General features: G+C 67.7%; 22 protein-coding genes. 12 read left to right on the forward strand and 10 right to left on the reverse strand.

Annotated features, from left to right (window positions below):
• Window positions 1–85: 85 nt before the first annotated feature.
• A complete protein-coding gene (typA, locus tag QUD34_RS11445) occupies window positions 86–1,909 on the reverse strand; it encodes a translational GTPase TypA (protein WP_286353837.1) in 1,824 nt (607 codons plus the stop codon).
• 144 nt (window positions 1,910–2,053) lie between these two features.
• Here typA and QUD34_RS11450 point away from each other — a divergent pair, with 144 nt between their 5' ends.
• On the forward strand, window positions 2,054–3,292 hold the full coding sequence (locus QUD34_RS11450; protein WP_286353838.1) for a type IV pilus twitching motility protein PilT: 1,239 nt from the start codon (window positions 2,054–2,056) through the stop codon (window positions 3,290–3,292).
• Window positions 3,293–3,342: 50 nt separating this feature from the next.
• Window positions 3,343–3,618 carry an HU family DNA-binding protein gene (locus QUD34_RS11455; RefSeq protein ID WP_286353839.1) on the forward strand — a complete coding sequence of 92 codons (276 nt, stop codon included), beginning with the start codon at window positions 3,343–3,345 and terminating at the stop codon, window positions 3,616–3,618.
• Between the two features lie 33 nt (window positions 3,619–3,651).
• Here the strand turns inward: QUD34_RS11455 and QUD34_RS11460 are convergent, their stop codons facing one another.
• The gene (locus QUD34_RS11460; protein WP_286353840.1) at window positions 3,652–5,088 is read right to left on the reverse strand and encodes a pyridoxal phosphate-dependent decarboxylase family protein; all 1,437 of its coding nucleotides are present in this window, start codon (window positions 5,086–5,088) and stop codon (window positions 3,652–3,654) included.
• 99 nt (window positions 5,089–5,187) lie between these two features.
• On the opposite strand from QUD34_RS11460, the gene QUD34_RS11465 reads away from it, so the two are divergent.
• Complete coding sequence (locus QUD34_RS11465) at window positions 5,188–5,457, forward strand: DUF493 family protein (protein WP_286353841.1); 270 nt, start codon at window positions 5,188–5,190, stop codon at window positions 5,455–5,457.
• Between the two features lie 113 nt (window positions 5,458–5,570).
• Here the strand turns inward: QUD34_RS11465 and asnS are convergent, their stop codons facing one another.
• The 7 genes from asnS to QUD34_RS11500 all read right to left on the reverse strand — a co-directional run bounded on the left by asnS (window position 5,571) and on the right by QUD34_RS11500 (window position 12,905).
• Window positions 5,571–6,872 carry an asparagine--tRNA ligase gene (gene asnS / locus QUD34_RS11470; RefSeq protein ID WP_286353842.1) on the reverse strand — a complete coding sequence of 434 codons (1,302 nt, stop codon included), beginning with the start codon at window positions 6,870–6,872 and terminating at the stop codon, window positions 5,571–5,573.
• A gap of 65 nt (window positions 6,873–6,937) precedes the next feature.
• Window positions 6,938–7,876 (reverse strand): chemotaxis protein CheW, encoded by a 939-nt coding sequence (locus QUD34_RS11475; protein ID WP_286353843.1) that lies wholly within the window; start codon window positions 7,874–7,876, stop codon window positions 6,938–6,940.
• Window positions 7,873–9,963: a chemotaxis protein CheA gene (locus QUD34_RS11480; protein WP_286353844.1), complete on the reverse strand. Its 2,091-nt coding sequence runs from the start codon at window positions 9,961–9,963 to the stop codon at window positions 7,873–7,875. The genes QUD34_RS11475 and QUD34_RS11480 overlap by 4 nt, the downstream gene beginning before the upstream one ends.
• A complete protein-coding gene (locus QUD34_RS11485) occupies window positions 9,960–11,492 on the reverse strand; it encodes a chemotaxis protein CheW (protein WP_286353845.1) in 1,533 nt (510 codons plus the stop codon). Before QUD34_RS11485 ends, QUD34_RS11480 begins: the two co-directional genes overlap by 4 nt.
• A 3-nt stretch (window positions 11,493–11,495) precedes the next feature.
• Complete coding sequence (locus tag QUD34_RS11490) at window positions 11,496–12,110, reverse strand: hypothetical protein (protein WP_286353846.1); 615 nt, start codon at window positions 12,108–12,110, stop codon at window positions 11,496–11,498.
• 11 nt (window positions 12,111–12,121) lie between these two features.
• Window positions 12,122–12,478: a response regulator gene (locus QUD34_RS11495; RefSeq protein ID WP_285726717.1), complete on the reverse strand. Its 357-nt coding sequence runs from the start codon at window positions 12,476–12,478 to the stop codon at window positions 12,122–12,124.
• 31 nt (window positions 12,479–12,509) lie between these two features.
• On the reverse strand, window positions 12,510–12,905 hold the full coding sequence (locus QUD34_RS11500) for a PilZ domain-containing protein (RefSeq protein WP_286353847.1): 396 nt from the start codon (window positions 12,903–12,905) through the stop codon (window positions 12,510–12,512).
• Window positions 12,906–13,051: 146 nt separating this feature from the next.
• Between QUD34_RS11500 and pyrR the strand changes: the two genes are divergently transcribed.
• From pyrR to QUD34_RS11545, 9 genes are all read left to right on the forward strand, one after another.
• On the forward strand, window positions 13,052–13,594 hold the full coding sequence (gene pyrR, locus QUD34_RS11505; RefSeq protein ID WP_286353848.1) for a bifunctional pyr operon transcriptional regulator/uracil phosphoribosyltransferase PyrR: 543 nt from the start codon (window positions 13,052–13,054) through the stop codon (window positions 13,592–13,594).
• Window positions 13,594–14,553, forward strand: coding sequence for an aspartate carbamoyltransferase catalytic subunit (locus QUD34_RS11510; protein WP_286353849.1), 960 nt, complete (start codon window positions 13,594–13,596; stop codon window positions 14,551–14,553). Before pyrR ends, QUD34_RS11510 begins: the two co-directional genes overlap by 1 nt.
• Window positions 14,553–15,044 (forward strand): ORF6N domain-containing protein, encoded by a 492-nt coding sequence (locus tag QUD34_RS11515; RefSeq protein ID WP_286353850.1) that lies wholly within the window; start codon window positions 14,553–14,555, stop codon window positions 15,042–15,044. Before QUD34_RS11510 ends, QUD34_RS11515 begins: the two co-directional genes overlap by 1 nt.
• An 8-nt stretch (window positions 15,045–15,052) precedes the next feature.
• Window positions 15,053–16,576, forward strand: a complete 1,524-nt coding sequence (gene gpmI / locus QUD34_RS11520; protein ID WP_511183561.1) for a 2,3-bisphosphoglycerate-independent phosphoglycerate mutase — start codon at window positions 15,053–15,055, stop codon at window positions 16,574–16,576.
• Window positions 16,577–16,585: 9 nt separating this feature from the next.
• Window positions 16,586–18,217, forward strand: a complete 1,632-nt coding sequence (locus QUD34_RS11525) for a PAS domain S-box protein (protein ID WP_286353852.1) — start codon at window positions 16,586–16,588, stop codon at window positions 18,215–18,217.
• 551 nt (window positions 18,218–18,768) lie between these two features.
• Entirely contained in the window at window positions 18,769–19,329 is a 561-nt protein-coding gene (locus tag QUD34_RS11530; RefSeq protein WP_286353853.1) for an AAA family ATPase, read from the forward strand.
• Window positions 19,330–19,411: 82 nt separating this feature from the next.
• Window positions 19,412–21,157, forward strand: coding sequence for an acyl-CoA dehydrogenase FadE (locus QUD34_RS11535; protein ID WP_286353854.1), 1,746 nt, complete (start codon window positions 19,412–19,414; stop codon window positions 21,155–21,157).
• 75 nt (window positions 21,158–21,232) lie between these two features.
• Complete coding sequence (locus tag QUD34_RS11540) at window positions 21,233–21,754, forward strand: PAS domain-containing protein (protein WP_286353855.1); 522 nt, start codon at window positions 21,233–21,235, stop codon at window positions 21,752–21,754.
• Window positions 21,729–23,189 (forward strand): methyl-accepting chemotaxis protein, encoded by a 1,461-nt coding sequence (locus QUD34_RS11545; protein ID WP_286353856.1) that lies wholly within the window; start codon window positions 21,729–21,731, stop codon window positions 23,187–23,189. The genes QUD34_RS11540 and QUD34_RS11545 overlap by 26 nt, the downstream gene beginning before the upstream one ends.
• Before the next feature lie 2 nt (window positions 23,190–23,191).
• On the opposite strand, the gene QUD34_RS11550 is transcribed toward QUD34_RS11545, so the two are convergent.
• The gene (locus tag QUD34_RS11550; RefSeq protein WP_286353857.1) at window positions 23,192–23,884 is read right to left on the reverse strand and encodes a class I SAM-dependent methyltransferase; all 693 of its coding nucleotides are present in this window, start codon (window positions 23,882–23,884) and stop codon (window positions 23,192–23,194) included.
• Window positions 23,885–23,959: the final 75 nt, after the last annotated feature.

A 23,959-nucleotide genomic window follows, 5' to 3' on the forward strand; every position in this document is an offset into this window, starting at 1 on the left:
CTACGCGCCTCCCGGCCGGGCCGGTTAGCCCCAAAAAAAGACGCGCCCGGAAATATCCGGGCGCGAATCAATCATTTCCAAGTCTTCAGGCGTCGGAACGCTTCTCGGATTTTTTGCGCTCGTTGGTGTCCAGCACGCGCTTGCGCATGCGGATGAAGTTGGGGGTCACTTCCACCAGCTCGTCGGCCTCGATGTATTCCAGGGCCTGCTCCAGGGTGTGCTCCCGGGGCGGGGTGATGCGGGTGGCCTCGTCGCTGCCGCTGGAGCGCATGTTGGACAGCTTCTTGGCCTTGGCCACATTCACCACCAGGTCATTCTCCCGGGCGTGCTCACCCACGATCATGCCCTCGTAGCACTTGGTGCCGGGCTGGATGAAGATGACACCGCGCTCTTCCAGGTTCATGAGGGCGAAGCCCACAGCCTCGCAGGTCTCCATGCTGATGAGCACGCCGTTCTTGCGGCCGACCAGCTCGCCCTTGTGGGGGCCGTAGTGGCTGAAGAGGCTGTGGATGAGGCCTTCGCCGCGGGTGTCGGTCATGAACTCGTTGCGGAAGCCGATGAGGCCGCGGCTGGGGATCTTGAAGTGCAGGCGCAGCCGCCCGCCCTCATTGGCCATGTCCTGCATCTCGGCCTTGCGGTTGCCCATGTGCTCCATGGTCACGCCCATGTAGGCCTCGGGAATGTCGATGGTGACATCCTCGTAGGGCTCGAGCTTCTCGCCCTGTTCGTTGGTGTGCAGGATGACTTCGGGGCGGCTCACGCACAGCTCGAAGCCCTCGCGGCGCATGCTCTCGATGAGCACCGAGAGGTGCAGCTCGCCGCGGCCGCTCACCTTGAAGGAATCGGGGCTGTCGGTGTCCTCCACCCGCAGGGCCACATTATGCTGCAGCTCCTTCTGGAGGCGCTCGCGGATGCGGCGGCTCTGGATGAACTTGCCGTCCTGGCCGGCGAAGGGGCCGGCATTCACCATGAACATCATGGTGATGGTGGGCTCGTCGATGTCCACATACTCCAGCGCCGCAGGGCTCGCGGCATCGGCGATGGTCTCGCCCACGCGGATGTCCTCGATGCCGGCCAGGGCCACGATCTCCCCGGCGCTCGCCTCCGCCTGCTGGATGCGGGAGAGGCCCTCGAAGCCGTAGAGCTGGGTGACCTTGTGCTGCTGGATGCTGCCATCCCGCTTCACCAGGGCCACGGTCTCGCCCACCTTGATGCGGCCGTTCACGATGCGGCCGATGCCGATCTGGCCGACGAAGTCGCTCCAGTCCATGAGGGTGACGAGCATCTGCAGCGGCGCGTCGGGGCTGCCCGTGGGATGGGGGCAGTGCTTGACGATGGTGTCGAAGAGGGGATCCAGGTTCTCGCTGGCGTCGTTCATGTCCAGCATGGCGTAGCCCATCTTGGCGCTGGCGAAGACGCAGGGGAAATCCAGCTGCTCCTCGGTGGCGCCGAGCTCGATCAGCAGGTCGAAGACCTGGTCCTGGGACCACACGGGGCGGGCACCGGGGCGGTCCACCTTGTTGATGACCACGATGGGCCGCAGCCCCAGGGCCAGGGCCTTGCGGGTGACGAACTTGGTCTGGGGCATGGGGCCGTCGAAGGCGTCCACCACCAGCAGCACGGAGTCCACCATGCTCAGGACTCGCTCCACCTCGCCGCCGAAGTCGGCGTGGCCGGGGGTGTCCACGATGTTGAAGCGGTAGCCGCCCCAGTGCAGGGAGGTCGTCTTGGCCAGGATGGTGATGCCGCGTTCGCGCTCCTGGTCGTTGCTGTCCATGGCCCGTTCCTGGACGCGCTGGTTGTCCCGGAACATGTGGGCGCCCTTGAACAGGGCATCGACGAGGGTGGTCTTGCCATGATCGACATGGGCGATGATGGCGAGGTTGCGGATCTTTTCGAGAGGCGTCATCAGACTTCCTGGTTGGCCCGGGCAAAGGCCGGGCAGAACCCTCGATTTTACCAGACCTCGTGCTGTTTTCCGAGCATGGATTGCAAGCCCCTTCCTTTCGACAGCAGGGGGTCTAAGATAAGCGGACCCTCCCCGGGAGAAGCCATGCATATCAATGAACTGCTCACCGTGGTCTGCGAGCAGGGCGCGAGCGACCTCCACCTCAAGGTCGGCAACCATCCCATCGCCCGCATTAGGGGCAAGCTCACCCCCATGACCCAGTTCAAGCGGCTGGTGCAGGAGGACACCATCGCCATGGCCTACGCCATCATGGCCAGCGATAAGCAGAAGGCGAAGTTCAAGGAGAACCTCGACCTCGACATCGCCTATTCCGTGCCGAGCCTGGGGCGTTTCCGCTGCAACATCTTCAACCAGCGGGGCACCGTGGGCCTGGTGCTGCGCGTCATCCCCCGGAAGATCTACACCATCGACGACCTGATGCTCCCCAAGGTCCTGAAGACCATCTGCGAGGAGCAGCGCGGCCTGGTGCTGGTGACGGGCACCACGGGTTCGGGCAAGTCCACGACCCTGGCGGCCATGATCGACCTCATCAACGCCACCCGCACTGAACACATCCTCACCATCGAGGACCCCATCGAGTACCTGCACCGGGACAACCTCAGCATCGTGAACCAGCGCGAAGTCGAGGCCGACTGCCGGACCTTCTCCTCGGCGCTGCGCGCCGCCCTGCGCCAGGACCCCGATGTGATCCTCGTGGGCGAGATGCGCGACCTGGAGACCATCGAGACGGCCCTGCACGCAGCCGAGACCGGCCACCTGGTCTTCAGCACCCTGCACACCCTGGACGCCACGGAGACCATCAACCGCGTCATCTCCGTCTTCCCGCCCCACCACCAGAAGCAGATCCGGCTCCAGCTGGCCGCGGTGCTCAAGGGCGTCATCTCCCAGCGCCTGGTGCCCCGGGCCGACGGCCAGGGCCGCGTGCCCGCCGTGGAGGTCATGGTGGCCACCGAGACCGTGCGCAGCTGCATCGAGGACAAGGACAAGACCAAGATGCTGAAGGATGTCATCGCCTCCGGCACGGCCCAGTACGGCATGCAGACCTTCGACCAGAGCCTCTACTTCCTGTTGCGCCAGGGACTCATCACCGAGGAGGAGGCCCTCCTCCGGGCCACCAATGTCGGCGAGTTCAAGCTCCGCCTCGAGGGCGTCATGGCCACGGCGGACATGGCCCGATCGAACATGGAGCGGGGCATGTCCATCGCCCAGGGACAGGGACGCGAGGCCCCGGCGACCATGCCCCCCACCATCCAGACCCCGGCTCCCGGGATGCCCATGGCCATGCCCCCGACCACCGATGTGAAAATCACCCTGGCACGCTAGACGCACTTCCTCGTATTCTGGCTCTCCCAATCCCTGGCCCGAGGTCGCTGATGATCAAGATTGACATCGCCAATTCGCTGATGAAGGTTCACCCCTGCTCCCGCGCCACCGCCCTCCAGGTGGTGGACCTGCTCACCGAGCGCCTCAAGGACGCCCTTCTCAACGGCCACCGCATCGAGATCCGCGGTTTCGGCGTCTTCGAGCCGCGTCCCCGCAAGCGCGGCATGGGCCGGAATATCAAGACCGGCGCCAGTGTCCAGATCCCCAAGGGCAAGAGCATCCGCTTCAAGCCGGGCAAGGACCTGCGGGAGATCGAAGTCAAGTAGAGCCCGGTCGAGCAGGGTCCGGACAAGCCGGAGTCAGGCCAGCTCGGCTGCCGCCGTCTGGAGCCTCTCCAGGGCCTCGTCCACCTGCTCGCGGTGGGTGCGGGCGGCCAGGATCGCCATGCGCAGGTAGAAGGCGCCGTTCAGCCGGGTGCCGCTGAGGAAGATCCGGCCCTCCGCCGTGAGCTGCTGCAGCAGGGCCTGGTTGAAGGCATCCGCCTCTCCGGCGGAGGGCAGGAAGCGGAAGGCCAGGACGCTCAGCTGGGGTTCCGGCCCCGGGTCCACACCCGGCATCTCCCGGAGCCGGGCATGGGCGTACCGGGCCAGCAGGAGCTTCTCGTCGAGGGCCGCGCGGAAGGCCGCCGCGCCGTGCAGCTGGAGGGGCAGCCAGAGCCGGAGGGCCCGGGCGTGCTTGCTGAACTCGAGGGTCGTTTCGGAGGGGCTCAGCTCCTCCAGGTCCTCGGGCGGAGAAGGCAGGTAGTCGGCCCTGAAGGCATGGGCCTTCCGCAGGGGATCCAGGTGGCGCACCAGCACGACGCCGAGGCCCAGGGGCGTGAACAGCCCCTTGTGCGGATCCAGCACCAGGCTGTCGCTGCGCTCCAGCCCGCGAAGCGCGGTCCGGCCGGACTCCGCCAGGGCGAACGAGGCTCCGTAGGCCCCGTCCGTGTGCATCCACAGGCCATGCCGCTGGGCCAAGTCGGCGCAGGCCTCCAGGGGATCCACGGCCCCCGTGTTGGTGGTGCCGGCGGTGGGCACCAGCAGCCAGGGGCGGAGACCGGCGCGGAGATCCTCCTGGATCGCGGCCTCCAGGGCCTCGGGCCGCAGACGGAAGTCGGCGTCCGTAGGGATACTCCGCACGGGGGCCTCATCCATGCCCGCCACCCGGAGGGCCTTCACGATGCAGTGGTGGGCCTGATCCGACAGGTACACGCAGGCCCTCGGATAGTCCGCAGCCTTCAGGCCCGCGGCTTCCCGGGCCGTGCAGACGCCCACCAGGTGCGCCATGCTGCCGCCGGCGGCCAGGTTGCCCGAGCTGCCCTCGGGGAGGCCCACCTCACGGGCCAGCCAGCTGATCACCTGGTTTTCCATCCGCACGGCGCCGGGCCCGGCGAAGAAGTAGGCCGCGTAGCGGTTGGTGATCGCCGCCAGCAGGTCGCCCAGGGCGCCGGCGAACAGCGATGAGGGCGGAATGAAGGCCAGATGCCGGCCCGAGGCCCCATTGGCACCCACGCCGTCCACATGCTCGGCCAAGGCCTCCAGCACCTGCGAGAAGGGCCGCTCCGCCTCAGGAATGGGGAATCCAGCCAGGCCCGCTCCGGGCCGATCCTTCAGCACGAAGGCGGGCGACTCCGGGAGCGCCTGCAGGAAGCCCTCGCCATACTGCCGGGCAGCCTCCCACAGCGGGGCGCGCTCCCCGGCGCCGGGGTCCAGCTTGCGGGACTGCGCTTCCAGGTCCTTCAGCCGTTCCAGCACGGGCGTCCCTCCGAGGCGGCCAAGGCGGAAGGGCGCGGGAATCCCGCCCTCTCCCTGGACCTCGGACGCTCCAGCGTAGCAAACGGTAAGATGGAGGCCATGGATGCCTGCCGCCGCCCCGAGATCACCTACCCCGTCCGCGTTCCCATGAAGATCATCGGGCGCCAGGAAGAACTGCGCCCCGACATGGTGATGGAGCTCATCCTCGCCCACCTCGGGCCCCAGGCCGAGGGCGACGAACAGCACACCGCCAACTGCAAGGGCAGCTTCATCAGCTACACCTTCTGGGTCACCCTGCCCCACGACAGGGCCGAAACCCCGCTGCGGGAGGCGATCCAGAAGCTGCCTGGGGTGGTGATGCAGCTGTAGTTCCTCTCCGGAAAAGAATCTCCACGAAGGACACGAAGGGAACAGGCAAGGGCACCAAGAGATGACCTTGGTGCCCTTGGATTCTTTCTTCGTGTCCTTCGTGGAGGTATTTTCTACGGCCTGAGCGTCCCCATCATGCGGGGATAGGGGATGGTTTCGCGGACATGCGGCAGCTTGCAGATCCAGGCCACGGCGCGTTCGAGGCCCATGCCGAAACCCGCGTGGGGGACGCCGCCGTACTTGCGCACATCCAGATACCACTCGTAGTCGGCGCGGTTCAGGCCCTCGTGGTCGATCTGGTCCAGGAGGTACTGGAGGCTGGAGGCGCGCTCGCCGCCGCCGATGACCTCGCCGTAGCCCTCGGGGGCCAGCAGGTCGGCGCCCAGGGCCAGCTTGGGATCCAGGGGATCCGGCTCCATGTAGAAGGCCTTGAAGGCTTTGGGGAAGCGGTGCACCCACAGGGGCTTGTCCGTGGCGTTCATGAGGATGGTCTCGTCGTCGTTGCCGAAATCCTCGCCCCACTGGATGTCGCTGCCCAGGGTCTTCAGCTTCTCCACGGCCTCGGTGTAGGTCATGCGGTCGAAGGTGGTGGTCAGGGCCGTCTCCAGGGGCGCGAGGTCGCGCTCGAGGATCTTCAGCTCCTCCTGGCGGCCCTCCAGCACGCGCTGGATGAGGAACTTGGTCATGCGCTCACCCAGCGCCATCACATCGTCCAGGTGGGCGAAGGCCACCTCGGGCTCCACCATCCAAAATTCCGTGAGGTGGCGGCGGGTCTTGCTCTTCTCGGCGCGGAAGGTGGGGCCGAAGCAGTAGGTCTTGCCGAAGGCGGCGATGCCCGGTTCCTGGTAGAGCTGGCCCGACTGGCTGAGGAAGGCCATGCCCTCGTGGAAGTACTCCGTGCCGAAGAGCGTGCTGGTGCCCTCGCAGGCGCTGGGCGTGAGGATGGGCGCGTCCAGCAGGGTGAAGCCGTCGCCGTCGAAGAAGTCGCGGATGCCCTTCACCAGGGTGTGGCGGATGCGGAGGATGGCCCACTGGCGCTTGCTGCGCAGCCAGAGGTGGCGGTTCTCCATGAGGAACTCGGTGCCGTGCTCCTTGGGGGTGATGGGGTAGTCCTGGCTGCCGCCGATGAGCGCCAGGGACTTCACCAGCAGCTCGGGCTGGCCGGTCTTGGGGTGAAGCTGCACGATGCCCGTCACCGTAATGGCGGATTCCTGCGTGAGCTTCCCCGCCAGTTCGTAACTCTCGGGATCCGCCTCGGCGGCGCCGACGACGCACTGGACGAAGCCGGAGCCGTCCCGGAGGTCGATGAAGCGGGTCTTGCTGGTGCGGGCATTGCGGACCCAGCCCCGCAGCCGGACGGTCTCGCCGACCTGGCCGGCGAGGAATCGGACTTCGGTGAAGGGCTGGCTGGTCACGGGGGCTCCTGAGCCTAAAACCCTATTGTGCCCGCGGATGGGCAGCGGCTCCAGGGCCGGGGAGGCTACTTGTCCTTCCGATCGGAGCGGAACTTCCCCGAGATCGCGACTTGCATGCCCTTCAGGTGCGCCATGACCCGCTCCAGCTTCTGGCGGGCGATGTCCTGGAACTGGACCTGCTGGATCAGCGAGAAGACCGCGTCCTGAAGGTCCTGGTTCGTCCGCTCCAGGTCGGCGATGGTCTGCTCGTGGCCCTTCAGCTTCCCGATGCCCGCCTCCTGCTTGAGGTAGGCGAGGCCCTGGAAGACCTTGTCCGCGCCCGCCAGCATGGCCTCCACGCGATCCAGGACCTTGGCCATCTCCTGCTCGGTGTAGGAGACCGAGGACTCGATCTGGGGCAACACACGGTGTTCGCCCTGCTCCTTGGAAGGGGCCAAAGCGATGAGCCGGCGGAGATCCTCGTCCAGCCGCTCCTCCAGGTTCCGGGTGGCCAGGGCCTGCCGGCCCTGGCCGCGAACGGTTCCCTGGGCGGCCACCAGAGCCGCGTCCAGCAGGGTCACGACCCGCTCGCCCTGGACGATGAAGCCCGACACCCAGGCCCCATCGAGGCCGGCCAGCAGCGGGCTGGCCGGGACCAGGTCCTCCGCGGGCACGCTCACGACTGCATCCACCGCATCCACCAGCAGGCCGGTGGGCTGGCCTTCCAGATCCAGCACGAGGATGGTGCCGACCTTGGAGGCGTCCAGGCGCGGAAGGGACATGCGCAGGCGCAGATTGACCACCGGCACCACCCGGCCCCGCAGGTCCAGGATGCCTTCCACGGATCGGGGCATGTGGGGCAGCTTGTTCAGCTCGCGGAAGGGGCAGATCTCCGCCACATGGTTCAGCGGCAGGCCGTAGGCCCGGTCATTCAGGAAGAAGGTCATGAACCGCTGTTGGGCGGTCTCGTGGCCCGAGGCGTGGGCCCGCGCCTCGGGGGGCGAAGGGGCGGCGCCCAGGTTCACACGGCCTCCTGGACGGCGAGCTGCAGGAGTTCCGCGGGGTCGAGGATCAGCACGACGCCGCCATCGCCCATGATGGACGCGCCGCTGATGCCCGGCAGGCTGGCGAGGTAGGGCGCCAGCGGCTTGATGACGACTTCCTGGCGGCGCACGAAGGCATCCACGATGATGCCCATGCGGCGTCCGGCGGAGGCGATCACCACCACGGAGAGGCCATCCTCGTCCGCGGCATCGGCCGCCGTCGAGCGGAGCAGGGTCCGGAGCCGGGAGACGCCCAATACCTCGCCGCGCAGGTTGATGGCCTGACGGCTGGTGAGGTGGGAGAGGCTCTCGGGAGGGACGATCAGGGTCTCCTCCACGGCCGTGCCGGGAATGGCGAAGACCTGGCCGCCGCTCTTCACCAGCAGGGCGTCGATGATGGCGAGGGTGAGGGGCAGCTTGATGGTGAAGATCGAGCCCTTGCCCACGGTCGAACGGACGCCGACGCGGCCGTTGAGCTTGCGCACATTGGAGCGCACCACATCCATGCCCACGCCCCGGCCCGAGATGTCGGTCACCTTGGCGGCCGTGCTGAAGCCGGGGGCGAAGATGAGCTCGATCACCTCGTCGTCGGCCATGGCGTCGGCCCGGTCCTGGCTGAGCAGGCCCTTCTCCACGGCCTTGGCGCGGATGACGGCGGGATCGATGCCCTTGCCGTCGTCCTCGATCTCCACCACCACGCTGTCGCCCTCATGGCGGGCGCGCAGGATCACCGTGCCGACCTCGGACTTGCCGGATTTCACGCGGACTTCCGGGGACTCGATGCCATGGTCCGCGCTATTGCGGATGAGGTGGATCATCGGATCGCCCAGCTCCTCGATGATGCTCTTGTCGATCTCGGTGTCCTCGCCGGTCATGTGGAGGTCGATCTTCTTGCCGCTGGCCTTGGCCAGATCCCGGAGCATGCGGGGGAACTTGGAGAAGATGGTCTTCACCGGCACCATGCGGATGCCCAGCACGGAAGCCTGGATCTCCTTGCTCACATGATCGAGGTAGACGGAGGCGTGGGCCAGTTCCTTGGCCACGCCCGCGGCCGGATGGCCGTTGACCTGGGGCACCAGGCGCTCCACCAGGTGGCTGATCATGGTCTTGCTGATGATCAGCTCGGCCACGATGTTCATGAAGTGCTCGAGCTTGGCCTGGCTCACGCGGATGGTGTCGGAGGCGCCCTTGTCGTCCGCGGCGCGGCGCCCCGTCTTGCGGCGATCCTCCGCGGCGGGGGCGGCGGCCTCGGCCGAGCCCCCCAGCTCCAGGGGGAGGATGGTGACCACGGCATGGGTCACCGCCCCGAAGACCTTGCGGATCTCCTCGAGGGGTTCGCTCGCCTCGATGACCATCACCAGGTCCAGGTGGAAGTCCCGGGGCTCGAAGCTGTCGAGGTCCACCAGGGGCTCCCGGGGGATCATCTGCCGGTACAGCAGCCGGCCCACCAGCTCCACCATCTGGAAGAGGGAGAGGGGATTGAAGGCCGTGCCGTAGATGGCGGTGTCCAGTTCCGCGTGGATGCCCACCACCGACTTGCCTTCGATCAGGGCGGCCTCGCCGGCCTTGCGTCCGGCCTCGTCCAGCCCCTGCAGGAGCGCGGGCAGGTGCAGGTTCCCCTGGGCCGCCGCCTGGGGCGCGGCCGCCGCCGCGGCAGCGCCGCCCTTGCGGATGACTTCCAGGCTGCGGATGAGCTCGCTGGGATCGGGATCCTCGGGCTCGCCCTGCTTCCGGACCTGGATGCGGACATCGTCCACCAGGACCTTGAGCATGTCCACGGTCTCGAAGAGCAGCTCCATCACGCGCTCGTTGAGCTCCATGCGGGACTTGCGGAGGTCGTCCAGCACGCTCTCGCCGACATGGGCCAGGGCCTGGACCTTCTGCAGGCCCAGGAAGCCGGCGGCGCCCTTGATGGTGTGCACGCTGCGGAAGATGGCATTCAGCAGGTCCAGGTCGCCCGGGGCTTCCTCGAGGGCGAGGAAGTTGGTCTCGATCTGCTCGAAGTGCTCCTGGGCCTCGACGAGGAAATCCTCGTAGAAGCTGGGATCGTCGAGGGCGAAGTCGCTCATGGCTCACCCGTCTTGTTGGCCGTGGTCCGGCGCCCCTGGAGTCCCTGGAGCTGTTCGGTCTCGGCGTCCGTCAGAAGCTGCTGCAGCTCGAGCAGGAAGATCATGCCGTTGTCGAGCCGCGCCACCTTTTCGATGTAGCGGTTGGCGCCCACGGCCGTGACGGAGGGCGGGGGTCCGAAGCGGTGCAGCTCCACCGGCCGCACTTCATCCACCGCGTCCACCACCAGGCCCGTGAACACCCCGCCGATGCTGGTGATGAGGATCCGGGAGATGGAGGTGGCCTCCACGCGCTCCAGGCCGAACCGGGTGCGGAGGTCCACCACGGGCATCACTTCGCCCCGGAGGTTCAGCACGCCATCCACGAACTGGGGGGCCCGGGGCACGGGGGTGACCTGGCCCACCATGATGATTTCGCGGACCTCGTGCAGACGCAGGCCGTAGTTTTCGGGGCCGAGGCGGAACACCACCAGCTCGAGGCTGGGAATCGATTCCTGGACGCGCGCGTCGGCGAGGCCGAGGCCCTGGCCCATGGCCGCGATCTTCTCCTGGTCGTCGCCCGTGATGATCTTCAGGACATTGATGAGGCTCACCATGCGGCCCGGCAGCAGCAGGATGCCCTCCAGGTGCTCCCGCTCGGCCTCGGACAAGGTCTGGGGCGGCGGCAGCGTCTGGCCGTCCTGCACGCGGAGGATCTCCTGGATCTCGTCCACCACCACGCCGATCCGGGCGGAGCCGAAGGAAAGCAGCACCACCATGTCGCGCTTGCGTTCGGTGTCCCCCTGCTGGATGGACAGGATCTCGGACAGGTCGATCAGCGGCATGACCTGGTCCCGGAGGCAGATGACTCCGAGGACATAGTCCGGCGCGTCCGGAACCTTGGTGACCGCGGGCAGCTCGACGATCTCCTCCACCTGCTGGAGGGCGATGCCGAAGGATTCGACGCCGAGCCGGAAGGTGACGAAGGGGCGGCCGTCGGCTTCCGCCTCCTCCTCGAAGTCCTCGGAACCGATGGCCAGGGCCCCGGCCATGCCCAGATCCTCGAGTTCCGTCCGGCGGCTGAGCTCGGAGCTGTCCAGCAGCTTCTCCAGGTGGATCAGGGTGATCAGGCGGCTCCCCACCGTGACCATGCCCGCCAGATATTCGGACCGGATGCCCGCGACCAGGGGCGGGGTCTCTCGGAGCGTGTGATCCTCCAGCCTCACCACCTCGGCCACGGAATCCACCTGCAGGCCCGTGGGCCCGCTGGCCAGGCGCAGCACGATGATGCGGGTCTTGGGGGTCGGTTCCTGGGGTGCCAGGTGGAAGCGGATCCGGCTGTCGATGACCGGGATGATGAGGCCCCGGAGGTTGATGACGCCCAGGATGAAGCTGGGGCTGCCGGGCACCGGAGTCACATCGGAGCGGTGGGTGATCTCCTGGACCCGGTCGATGTCCAGGCCGAACTCCACGCCATCCAGGGTGAAGGTCACCAGCTGGCCCGAAGGGACCAGTTCGCTGGCGAGAAGGGCCTGGGTGGTCTCGGCGGCCATGACTTACCCCTTCTTCTGCTGCTTGAAGGCCTCCACCACGGAATCCGCGTGGGCCTTGTTCTCGTCGGGTGTGGTACCGGTCTGGGCGATGGTGTGACTGATGGAGGGCCGTTCGGCGTCGCTCTTCAGGCCCGTGCCCAGCAGGTCCACGATGTAGTCGTGGATCTGGCGCAGGTGGTGGACGATGCGCTCCAGCTTCTGCCGGGTGATGTCCTGGAACTGCATCAGGTCCATGGCCTCGAAGACCTTGTCCTGGATCTCCTTGCCCGCGCTCATGACCTCGTGGATGGCCTTCTGCACGCCCGGGGTCTGGGCGCCCTCGTGGCGCATCATGTCGGTGATCAGCTGCTGCTGCCGGGACACCAGGCGGCTGATCTGATCCAGCTGGTCCATGACCTTGTTGGACTCCCGCTCGGTCACGGCCGTGACCGTGTCCAGCTCGGAGATCACATGGCCGGCGCCATCCTTGTGGGGTTCGGAGCCCGGTTCAGAGGCCGGTGCAGGTGCGGGGACCGCGGCCGCCACGGGGGGTTCGGCCGGAGCTTTCGCCGCGGCCTTGGCTTTTTTGGGAGGCTTGCCGCCTCCGGCGAGGAGGGCGTCGATCTCAGACTGGTCCATAAGGCTGCTCCCTACCCCAGGAGGGATTCGATCTTTTCCTTGAGGGTCTCCGGGGTGAACGGCTTCACCACGTAGTTGTTCACGCCGGCCTGGAGGGCCTCCACGATGTCCTCCTTGGCGGCATTGGTGGTCACCATGAGGATGGGAATGGCCGGATTCTGGCCACGCACGGTCTTCACGAACTCGAGGCCATCCATCTCCGGCATGTTCCAGTCGGTGATGATCATCTCCACACCGCCCTGACCAAGCTTTTCCAGCCCGGACTTGCCGTTTTCACCTTCCACCACATCGGTGTAGCCGATGCGGGACAGGGTGTTGATGATGATGCGCCGCATCGTCGAGGAATCGTCCACGATGAGGATCTTCACGGGGGCCTCCTAACAGGGTGGGAAATCGGGGTCAGAGGGGGGACGGGGGGGCGGAGGCCGCCACGAACTTCATGAGGGCTTCGAGGTCATCCGGGTACACATTCTGGAACTTGACGCCCAGTTCGTAGCCTCCTTCGTCCAACTGCTCGACGCGGACCACGGTGCCCAGGGCGACCAGGGGGCGGACATCAGCCTCCTGGGCGGGGCCGAAGTGATTCTGGAAGCGGCCCCAGCCGGGCACGCGGATCTCCAGCTTGAGGAGGGTCCCCAGGGGGTAGGCCCGGGGGGAGTCCACCAGGAGGCCCCCGATGGATACATCCCGATAGCTGCTGACGGCCGGGGTTTCGCCCTTGTGGAAGCTGAGCTCCTGGAAGCTCAGGGCGGCTTCCAGGGGAATCCTTTGGTAATGTCGCCTTTCCTGGCTCATGGGCGTCCTCAGATGGGGCATCGGAGCGGGGGGAGCCCGACTTGAATCCTGCAAAAGCCGGCCTGCCTCATCCTCCGTCTTAAGGCCGGGCTCGGCTAGACTTGAATCCGCGCGCGCGCCCCGCGGGGGCGCACCCCGGAGGTTCCATGCCCGAAGCCCAAGGCCCCTGCCCCATGGACCCTGGCCAGATGGACGCCGCCCTCAAGCGCCTCGCCGCCGATCTGATGGCCCGCCTCCGGTCCGAGGAGGAGGTGGTCCTCCTCGGCATCCGGTCCCGGGGCCTGCCCCTGGCCGAGCGCCTGGCCATCCTCCTCCGGGCCGCCACCGGGGCCCAGGTGCCCGTGGGTTCCCTGGACATCACCCTCTACCGGGACGACCTCACCGAAATGGTGGGCAGCCCCATCGTCCGCCCCACGGAGATCCCCTTCACGCTGAAGGAACGCACGGTGGTGCTGGTGGACGATGTCCTTTACACGGGCCGCACCGTCCGGGCCGCCCTGGACGCCCTGCTGGATCACGGACGGCCCCACCGGGTCATGCTCCTGGTCCTGGCGGACCGCAGCGGCCGGGAGCTGCCCATCCAGGCAGATCTGGCCGGGCTCCGGGTGGAGATCCCCCCTGGCCACCGCGTGGCGGTGAAGCTCAAGGAAATCGATGGTGAAGACAGCGTCACCGTGGAGGCCTGCTGATGACCGCGGAACGCTATGTCTTCCCCCACAAGCACTTGCTTGGCATCGAACCCCTCAGCCCCCAGGACATCACGGCCCTGCTGGATCAGGCCCGGGCTTTCGAGGAGGTCTGCGAGCGCCCCAGCATCAAGATCGTTCCGGCCCTGCGCAAGAAGCTGGTGGTGAACCTCTTCTTCGAGAACAGCACCCGCACCCGCAACAGCTTCGAGATCGCCGAGAAGCGCCTCTCGGCCGAAATCATCAACTTCGACGCCGACACCAGCAGCCTGAACAAGGGCGAGACCCTCATCGACACGGCCATGAACCTGGAGGCCATGCATCCGGACCTCATCGTCATGCGCCACAGCGCCCCCGGAGCCCATGCCCTCCTGGCGCGGCACATGAAGGCCAGCATCGTGAACGCCGGCGACGGCGCCCATGAGCACCCCACCCAGGCCCTGCTGGATGCCTACACCCTGCGCAAGCACTTCGGCAAGCTCGAGGGCCTGCGGGTGGCCATCGTGGGCGACATCCGCAACAGCCGGGTCGTGCGCTCGAACCTCTGGCTGCTCACCCGCATGGGCGCCAAGGTCACCCTGGTGGGCCCCCCGACCCTGGTGCCCCAGGAGATGAAGGCCACCTGGCCCTCCATCGACATCAGCCACGATTTCGACGCGGTGATCCCCAAACAGGACGCCATCATGATGCTGCGCGCGCAGTTCGAGCGCGGCACCGGCGCCTACATCCCCGGCCAAGGCGAATACAGCCGCTTCTTCCAGCTCAATCCGGCCCGCATGCAGCGGGCGAAGAAAGATGTGGTGGTCCTGCACCCCGGGCCCATCAATCGGGGCCTGGAGATCACCAGCGAGGTGGCCGACGGCCCCCGGAACCTGATCCTCGACCAGGTGACCAACGGCGTGCCCGTCCGCATGGCCGTGCTCTACCTGCTGTCCCACCCCCACGGGGAGCAGGTGCCGTAATGGCCGCCCCCGTCGAGATCCTCTCCCGCCTGCTCTGGCTCAGGGACGCGGCGGCCCTGCCGGATGCGGCCCTGGCGGGCCAGCTGGGCATCGAGCCCCAGGCCCTGGCCGCCCTGGTGAAGGCCCATCCCGGGCGCTTTCCCGAAGCGCTGGTGTTCCACCTCACGGCGGCGGAGCGCCAGGCGATCCCTGAAGCCCCCGTGCTGGCCTTCACCGAGGCCGGGGCCGCCCTCCTGACCGGACTGCTGCCCGGATCGGAAGACCGGCTGCTGACCCTGCTGCCGGCCTTCGCCGAAGCCCGGCATGTCCTCACGGACCAGGCCGAGCTGTCCGCGCGCGTGGCGGCCATGGAGCAGAAACTGGATCTGGTCCTGAAGGCCCTCCAGGGCGAGGAGGTGGAGGGCGCCCCGCCGGAGCGGCCCATCGGATTCCTCGCCGATGACCTGCCCAAGGGCCTGAAGGCCAAGCAGCGCACCACGAAGAAGGGATGACCCGCCCCATGGTCCAAGGCCCCATCACCCTCCTCATCCTCGATGGTTTCGGCGACGGCCCCCGGAACGGCTTCGACGCCACCTTTGTGGCCGCCATGCCGCGCTTCAATGCCTTGCGGAAGACCTACGCCACGACACAGCTCCTGACCAGTGGCGAGGCCGTGGGTCTGCCCGAGGGACAGTTCGGCAACTCGGAAGTGGGCCACATGAACCTGGGGGCCGGGCGCGTGGTCTGGCAGGAGCTCACCCGCATCGACGCCGCCATCCGGCGCGGCACCTTCCGCGAGAACGCGGCCATGGGCGCCCTGCTGGCCGGTCTCAAGGCCTCGGGCCGGCGCCTGCATCTGATGGGCCTCGTGAGCGACGGGGGCGTCCACAGCCACCAGACCCACCTGGTGGCCCTGGCCCAGTGGGCCCAGGCGGAGGGCGTGCCGACGACGATCCACGCTATCACCGATGGCCGCGACACGGGCCAGAAGAGCGCCGACGGTTACCTCCAGTGGCTCGCCTTCCAGCTGCGGACCTGCCCCCTGGTGACCATCGGCTCGGTTTGCGGGCGCTACACAGCCATGGACCGCGACCAGCGCTGGGAGCGCACGGAGCAGGCCTGGAAGCTCTATGTGGACGGCGAGGCCCCCCAGCAGGCCCCGGACGCCCTGGCCGCCCTCGCCGCCGCCTACGCCCGGGGCGAGACCGACGAATTCGTGGCCCCGACGAGGCTCGACGCCTTCCACCCCATCGCGGACGACGACGGGGTGCTGTTCTTCAACTTCCGCGCCGACCGGGCCCGCCAGATGTGCCATGCCCTGGTGCATCCCGCCTTCCACGGGTTCAAGCCGAGGCATCGGCCCGCGGTGAAGCTCGTCACCTTCACCGCCTACGACATCGAACTGGAGCCTTTCGTCTCGGTGGCCTACCCACCCCAGAGCCTCGACCACATCCTCGGCGAGCTCGTCAGCGCCCAGGGCTGGAAGCAGTTCCGCACCGCCGAGACCGAGAAGTACGCCCATGTGACCTACTTCTTCAACGGCGGCCGGGAAGCCCCCTTCGCAGGGGAGGAGCGCCGCCTGGTGCCCTCGCCCAAGGTGGCCACCTACGATCTGCAGCCCGAGATGAGCCTGGCGGAGGTGAGCCAGGGCCTCGAGACGGCCATCCGCTCGGGCCAGTACCGCCTGCTGGTGTGCAACCTGGCCAACCCGGACATGATCGGCCACACAGGCGATCTGGCCGCCGCCGTCACCGCCTGCGAGGCCGTGGACGCCGCCGTGGGCCGCCTCGCCGACGCCACCCTGGCCATGGGCGGCGCCCTCTTCATCACGGCCGACCACGGCAACTGCGAGTGTATGCGGGATGAGGGCGGCAACCCCCACACGGCCCACACCCTGAATCCCGTGCCGGCGGTGCTGGTGGCGCCGGGCTTCGAAGCCCGCCAGCTTCGCAGCGGCGGGGCCCTCCGTGATGTGGCCCCCACCCTCCTGAAGCTCTTCGGGCTGGAGCAGCCCAGTGCCATGGATGGGATTAGTCTGATCTGACGGAACCCCATGAACGCCATGCTTCCAACCCGCCGGGTGACCCCCACGACCTTCGCGCGGGGCATGCGGGGCTTCCTGATCGCCTTCAACCTCCTGATGGTGGTCTTCGCCGCGTGGGCCCTCCACCGGTCGCGGAAGCACGAGGTCGAGCAGGCTTCGATCACCACCCTCAACCTCGCGCAGGTGCTGGAGGAGAGCATCAAGGGCCGGATCCGCCAGATCGACCTGGCCCTGCTGTCCATCAAGGAGCAGACCGAGCACAGCCCGGGCGGCCCCTTCAACAAGAGCCTGGGGGCCTTCGCGGAATCCCGCCTCGCCCGCCTGGGCATGGTCGATGCCCTCCGCATCACCGACCGCGAGGGCCGAGTCCTCCACGGAGCTTCCCCGGGAACCTCGGCCGAGGTGGGGCAGCGGGACTTCTTCCAGGCCCTGAAGATGGATCCCCAGGCCGGCCTGGTGGTCTCCCGGCCCGCCCAGGATGCCCGGGGCGGGGCCTGGGCCCTGACCTTGGCCCACCGGATCGAGGCCCCCGATGGGACTTTCGCCGGAGTGATCTGCGCCACCCTCACCCTGGAGCAGCTCGGCCGCGCCATGTCCCTCGTGGATGTGGGCCGGAAGGGATCGATCTCCCTGAGGGGGGAGGACCTCGACCTCCTGGTCCGCTACCCCGCCTTCGCGGGGCAGGAAAAGCTGATCGGCAGCACCCAGGTCTTCGGCGACTACCTGACGGCCGTGAAGAGCTCCGCCGCCACCGCCCAGTTCTCCGCCACCTCGGTGGTGGACGGCCAGCGCCGCATCTACACCCTGCGGAAGCTCGATGCCCCGAGGTTCTATGTCCTGGTGGGCCTCTCGGAAGAGGACTACCTCCGCACCTGGCGGCACCAGGCCGCCTTCGCGGCGGTGGCCGTCGCTGGTCTGGTGGGCCTCACCCTGGCCATGGGCTGGCTCGCCCGGGCGGCCTGGCTGCGCCAGCTCGCAGACCAGGAGCGCCTGGCGGCCCAGGAGGCGAAATACCGCCTGCTGGCCGAGAACGCCCTGGATGTCATCTGGACCATGGACCCCGACGGCCGGCTCACCTATGTCAGCCCCTCCGTGGTGCGCCAGCGCGGCTGGACCCCCGAGGAGTTCATGCACCTGGGCTCCGAGAGCAGGGCCCTCTCCGCCAATGGTGCGGCCATCATCCAGGAGCGGATGACCCGGTCCCGCCAGGCCCTCCCGGGCACCCAGCCCTTCGAGCAGGATCTGATCCAGGCGACCGTGAACCGGAAGGATGGCCAGCAGATCCAAGTCGAGGCCCAGTGGCGGATCGTCTGGGGCGAGGACGGCCGCCTGATGGGCTTCCAGGGCGTCACCCGGGATGTCACCGAGCGCAAGCGGTTGGAGGCCGACCGTGAGGACCTGATCCGCGATCTGACGCAGGCCCTCACGGAAGTGAAGCAGCTCAGCGGCATGCTCCCCATCTGCGGCCAGTGCAAGAAGGTGCGCGACGACCAGGGCTACTGGAGCCAGATCGAGACCTACCTCTCCCAGCACACCGAAGCCACCTTCACCCACGGCCTCTGCCCCGAGTGCACCGCCGCCTTCCGGCAAGAGATGCAGGCCCGGCGGGACCAACGGAACCCCGACGAGCGTCAAGGGTGATCAAGGGCACATTCCCTCCCCAACCATCCCCTGGATACTGGAACCATGTGGATCCGAACCCCATGAGCCCAGAGCAGAGCCGTAGGACGAGGCCCAAAAGGTGCCGAGTGAGCCTGCACCAGGAGCAGAGGGCCACCGCGCGCCGCGCGGCCCCGCAGGGGTTGGGCCCAGGAGGTGCCGAGTGAGCCCGCAGCAGGAGCGGAGGGCCACCGTCGCGAAGCGATGGCCCGCAGGGCACGGCACAGGAGGTGCCGTGTGAGCCCGCAGCAGGAGCGGAGGGCCACCGTCGCGAAGCGATGGCCCGCAGGGCACGGCACAGGAGGTGCCGTGTGAGCCCGCAGCAGGAGCGGAGGGCCACCGTCGCGAAGCGATGGCCCGCAGGGCACGGCACAGGAGGTGCCGTGTGAGCCCGCAGCAGGAGCGGAGGGCCACCGTCGCGAAGCGATGGCCCGCAGGGCACGGCACAGGAGGTGCCGTGTGAGCCCGCAGCAGGAGCGGAGGGCCACCGTCGCGAAGCGATGGCCCGCAGGGCACGGCACAGGAGGTGCCGTGTGAAGATCGCCTTCATCGGCACGCACGGGGTCGGGAAGACCACCCTCTGCTATGAACTGGCCGCGGCCTTGAAGCGGGGCGGCGTCCATGTGGACATCGTCAAGGAAGTGGCGCGGCTCTCGCCCCTGCCCATCAACCGCAAGACCTCCCTGGAGGCGCAGACCTGGATCTTCATGACCCAGATCGCGGAGGAGATCCGCTCGGCCAGCCAGCACGATGTGGTGGTGTGCGACCGCAGCGTGCTGGACAACTACGCCTACATGCTGTTCGCCTTCGGACGCCAACGCTCCATCGAGAGCTTCATGTACCACTGGATGAAGACCTACGACCTGCTCTTCAAAGTGCCCGTGTCCGGGGAAGTCTCCGCCGACGGCGTGCGCGACACCGATGACTTCTTCATCCGCTCCATCGACCAGCTGGTGGACAGCCTGCTGGAGGAGCGGAAGATCGCCCATGAACGGCTTCGCCCCGAGGAGCGGGCCACCTGGATCGACCGCGTGAAGGAGGTGGTGCTCGCACACCCCAAGGGGCAGCTCCCGCTGCTGTCCGAACCCCGCTGAGCGACTTGTGATCCAGGTCCTCCACTCGGCGCTGGAGGGGGCCTGACTTCGGGTAGATGATCAGGAGGTCGGGAGGTCCGTTATGGCCGAGACCAGCCTGCTGCCCGTGCGCGGTGGCAGTTTCATGTTCCACCCCGCGGGCTCTCTGCGGCAGTTCACGCCCGAGGACAGCAGCGAAGAGGCGCTCGCCATCGCCGAAGCCGCCCGGGACTTCATGAACGGCGAGGTCATGCCCCGGGACGAGGCCATCGACCGCCTCGACCTGGAGCTGAACCGGGAACTGCTCGGCAAGGCCGGCGAGCTGGGCATCCTGGGCATCGAGATCCCCGAGGCCTACGGCGGCCTGGACCTCGACAAGAAGACCGCCCTCCTGGTGCTGGAGGAGATGGCCAAGCAGGCCAGCTTCTCCACCAGCTACGGGGCCCACACCAGCATCGGCACCCTGCCCATCGTCTACTTCGGGAACCACGCCCAGAAGTCGAAATACCTGCCGAAGCTGGCGAGCGGCGAGTGGGTGGCGGCCTACGCGCTGACGGAAGCCGGCAGCGGCTCCGACGCCCTGGGCGCCAAGGCCACCGCGGTGCTGGAGGACGGTCACTGGGTGCTGAACGGCACCAAGGCCTGGATCACCAATGCCGGTTTCGCCGATGTCTTCGTCGTCTTCGCCAAGATCAACGGCACCCACCTCAGCGCCTTCATCATCGAGAAGACCGATCCCGGCGTGAGCACCGGCGCCGAGGAGAAGAAGCTGGGCATCAAGGGCAGCTCCACCCGCACCGTCATCCTGGAGAACTGCCGCATCCCCGAGGACCGCCTGCTGGGCGGCAAGGGCAAGGGCGCCCGCATCGCCTTCGGCATCCTGAACATCGGCCGCTTCAAGCTGGGCGCCAGTTCCGCGGGGGCCGGCAAGCGGGTGCTGGAATACACCCTGAAATACGCCGGGGAGCGCACCCAGTTCGGCAAGCCGCTCACGGCCTTCGGCCTCATCCAGCAGAAGCTGGCGAACATGGCCGTGCGGATCTTCGTGGGCGAGAGCATGAACTTCCGCACCATCGGCTACCTGGACGAGGCCCTGGCCCGCACCAGCTGGGAGAGCGAGACCGCAGGCGCCGACAAGATGAGGGCCATCGAGGAGTACGCCGTGGAAGCCTCCATGGCCAAGGTGTGGGGCAGCGAGGCCCTCTTCGCCACCGCGGACGACGCCGTGCAGACCTTCGGCGGCGCGGGCTTCAGCGCCGAGTACCCCGCCGAGAAGATCTACCGGGACTGCCGCATCAACCGCATCTTCGAGGGCACCAACGAGATCAACCGCCTGCTTATCGCCGGCACCTTCCTCAAGCGCTGCGGCGGACCCGAGGGGCTGCCGCTGGTCGAGACCGCCGCGGCCCCCCTGGATCTCCCCGAGGATCCCCTGCTCCGCACCATCGCCCTGGCCAAGGCCCGGGCCCTGAAGGTCATCGCCCTGGCCCAATCCGACTGGGGCCCGAAAATTCTGGACAATCAGGAGGCCTCCGCGCGCATCAGCAACCTGCTGCTGGAGATCTACGCCATGGAATCGGCGGTCATCCGGGCCCGGCGCATGATCGAGGCCGGGCACCGGTGGGCCGCCCTCGCCCGGGACCTGGCTGAGGTCTACGCCCAGGAGGCCTGGAACCGCGTGCAGGGCGAGGCCCGGATGCTGGCCGCCGAACTGGCCTCCGACGCCGTCCTCGATGCCCTGGTCGCGGACCTGCTGGCCATGCACGCTCCCAGTCCCGCCCCCCTCTCCGTCCTGCGGAACCGCATCACCCAGGCCCTGATCGAGCAGGGGAGATACCCCCTCTCCTGACCACGGACCCCGAGGTCGTCAAAACTCACCCACCGGGCCCGAAACACCCGATACCAGTCGGGTGGAGACTCCCTCATGAGCAGCAGGCCCCAGCCGACCCAGCAGGAGCGCGTCCTGGAAGAGGATGATTTCATCGTCTCCAAGACCGACCTGAAGGGTCTGATCACCTACGGCAACCGCATCTTCATCGGCATCTCCGGCTATTCGGAGGAGGAGCTGCTGGGCGCCCCCCACAACATCCTCCGGCACCCGGACATGCCCCGGTCGGTCTTCAAGCTCCTCTGGGACACCCTCCAGGCCAAGCGGGAGATCTGCGCCTATGTGAAGAACCTCGCCAAGGACGGCAGCTTCTACTGGGTCTTCGCGAACATCACGCCGTCCTTCGACCACCGGGGCGAGGTGATCGGCTACTACTCCGTGCGTCGCAAGCCCCGGACCGAAGCCGTGAAGGCCGTCAGCACCCTCTACCGGACCATGCTCGAGGCCGAGCGCAAGGCCGGAGACGGCCAGGCGGGCATGAAGGCCTCCCAGGCGATCCTCCACCGGACACTCGAAGAGAAGGGCATGGGCTATGAAGAATTTGTCCTTGGGCTCTAGGGTCCACTACCTCGTCGCCGCGACCCTCGGCCTGTTCCTGGTCTTCGCCTACTTCGCGGTGGGCTCGAAGGGGCTGGATCTCCGATTGGGCCTCCTCCTGGGGCTGATCCTCGCCCTGCTCGCCCTCACGCTCTGGACGACCCACCGCATCCTGTACGCCATCGATCGGCTGGCCACGAACCTGCAGGAGGCGGCCCAGGGCAACCTGGACCAGCGGATCACCCACATCAAGAAGGGCGGCGCCACGGAGAAGCTCTCCTGGGCCCTCAACGACCTCCTGGATCAGCAGGAGGCGTACTTCCGCGAGGTCGTGTCCGCCTTCGACCACGCCAGCCGCGGCCAGACCTACCGCATGGCCATGGACCAGGGCCTCCACGGCGCCTTCAAGGACGGCATGACCCGCATCAATGTTTCGGTGGAGAGCCTGGGCCAGGTCCAGCAGATGGCCCTGAAGGAGAAGCTCATCGCCAAGGTCACCGACCTGAACAGCGGCAACCTCATCCAGAACCTGCGCTCCATCCAGGACTACCTCCTCACCATGACGAAGGAGCTGGGCACCGTGGGCGACCTCTCCCGCGAGACGGCCGAGGACGCCGACGGCAGCCGCAGCACGATCGAGACCATCGTGGCGGACCTCGACCGGATGGCCGAGATGGTGGGCAGCACGAACGCGCAGATCGAACTCATCCACGAGAAGAGCACGGAGATCACCCAGATCGTCCAGGTGATCACCGATGTGGCGGACCGCACCAACCTGCTGGCCCTGAACGCCGCCATCGAGGCCGCCCACGCCGGGGATGTGGGCAAGGGCTTCGCCGTGGTGGCCGAGGAGGTCCGCACCCTCTCCGAGAACACCAAGGATGCCGCCGCCAGCATCGCCGCCACCCTCGACTCCTTCGCCCAGGCCACCACGCGGATGCTGGACGAATCCCAGCAGGTGAAGGCGATCACCGAGAGCTCCCAGACCGCCGTCACGGCGTTCAGCAGCCGGGTCCGCCGCTTCGCGGACGCGGCGCGCACCTCGCTGCGGCAGGTGTCCCGGGCGCAGGATGTCAGCTTCGCCTCCCTGGTGAAGGTGGATCACTTCCTCTTCAAGCAGAACGGCTATCGGGCGGTGAACCAGGGCACGGATTCCGTGGAGGCTCGGGCCATCCAGACCGATCATCGCGGCTGCCGCCTGGGCCAGTGGTACTACGAAGGCCAGGGTCTGCAGCAGTTCTCCCAGGTGCCTTCCTACCCCCGGCTGGAGGCTCCCCACGCCCAGGTCCACGGGCACATCCACGAGGCCGTCGGCCTCCTCGCGCAGCGCTGGCAGAGCGACCCGGACATCCAGCGGCGCGTGGTCTCCCACTTCGAGCAGGCCGAGCGGGCCAGCGAGGAGGTGGTGGCCGTCATCGACCGCATGGTGGAGGAACGCCACCAGCTGGGGGCCTGACCCTACTTCAAGCCCGTGTGCAGGGCCACGATGCCCCCCGTGAGGTTCGTCCAGCCCACCTGGCGGAAGCCCGCGGCCTCCAGTTCGGTGGCCAGGGCCCGCTGGGCCGGGAAGCCCCGGATGCTCTCGGGGAGGTAGGTATAGGCCGAGGCGTCGCCGCTGATCCAGGCGCCGATGCGGGGCAGCACGCGCAGGCTGTACCAGTCGTAGAAGGCCTTGAGGCCCGGCAGCACGGGCGTGCTGAACTCCAGGATGGTGAGCTGGCCGCCGGGGCGCAGCACACGCAGGAACTCGGCGTAGGCCCGGGTCCGGTCCTCCACATTGCGGATCCCGTAGCAGATGGTGAGGCCGTCGAAGCTGGCATCCCGGAAGGGCAGCCGCTGGGCATCCGCATCACTGGAGGCCCAGATCAGGCCCGCGAAGCCCTTCCGGCGGAACTTGGCCGGCCCCAGGCGCAGCATGGCGTGCGTGAAGTCCGTGCTGACCACCTCCGCCCCGCGGCGGGCCAGGGCCAGGCTGGAGTCGCCCGTGCCCGCGGCCACATCCAGGAAGCGCTTCCCGGGAGCCGCGCCCGACTTCCGCGCCATGCGCCACCACCACCAGAAGTCCACGCCGCCGGAGAGCACATGGTTCAAGACATCGTACTTCCCGGCGATGGCCGAGAACATCTGCTGCACTTGCCTGCCTTCCGGCATTCGACCTCCTGGAACCTTCCATTGAAACAGACCCTGGCCGCGTTGACCGAAGGTAGAGGCTAGCCAAGCCGCCCC

Origin of the sequence: Geothrix oryzae, assembly GCF_030295385.1 — a bacterium.
Classification (GTDB): domain Bacteria; phylum Acidobacteriota; class Holophagae; order Holophagales; family Holophagaceae; genus Geothrix; species Geothrix oryzae.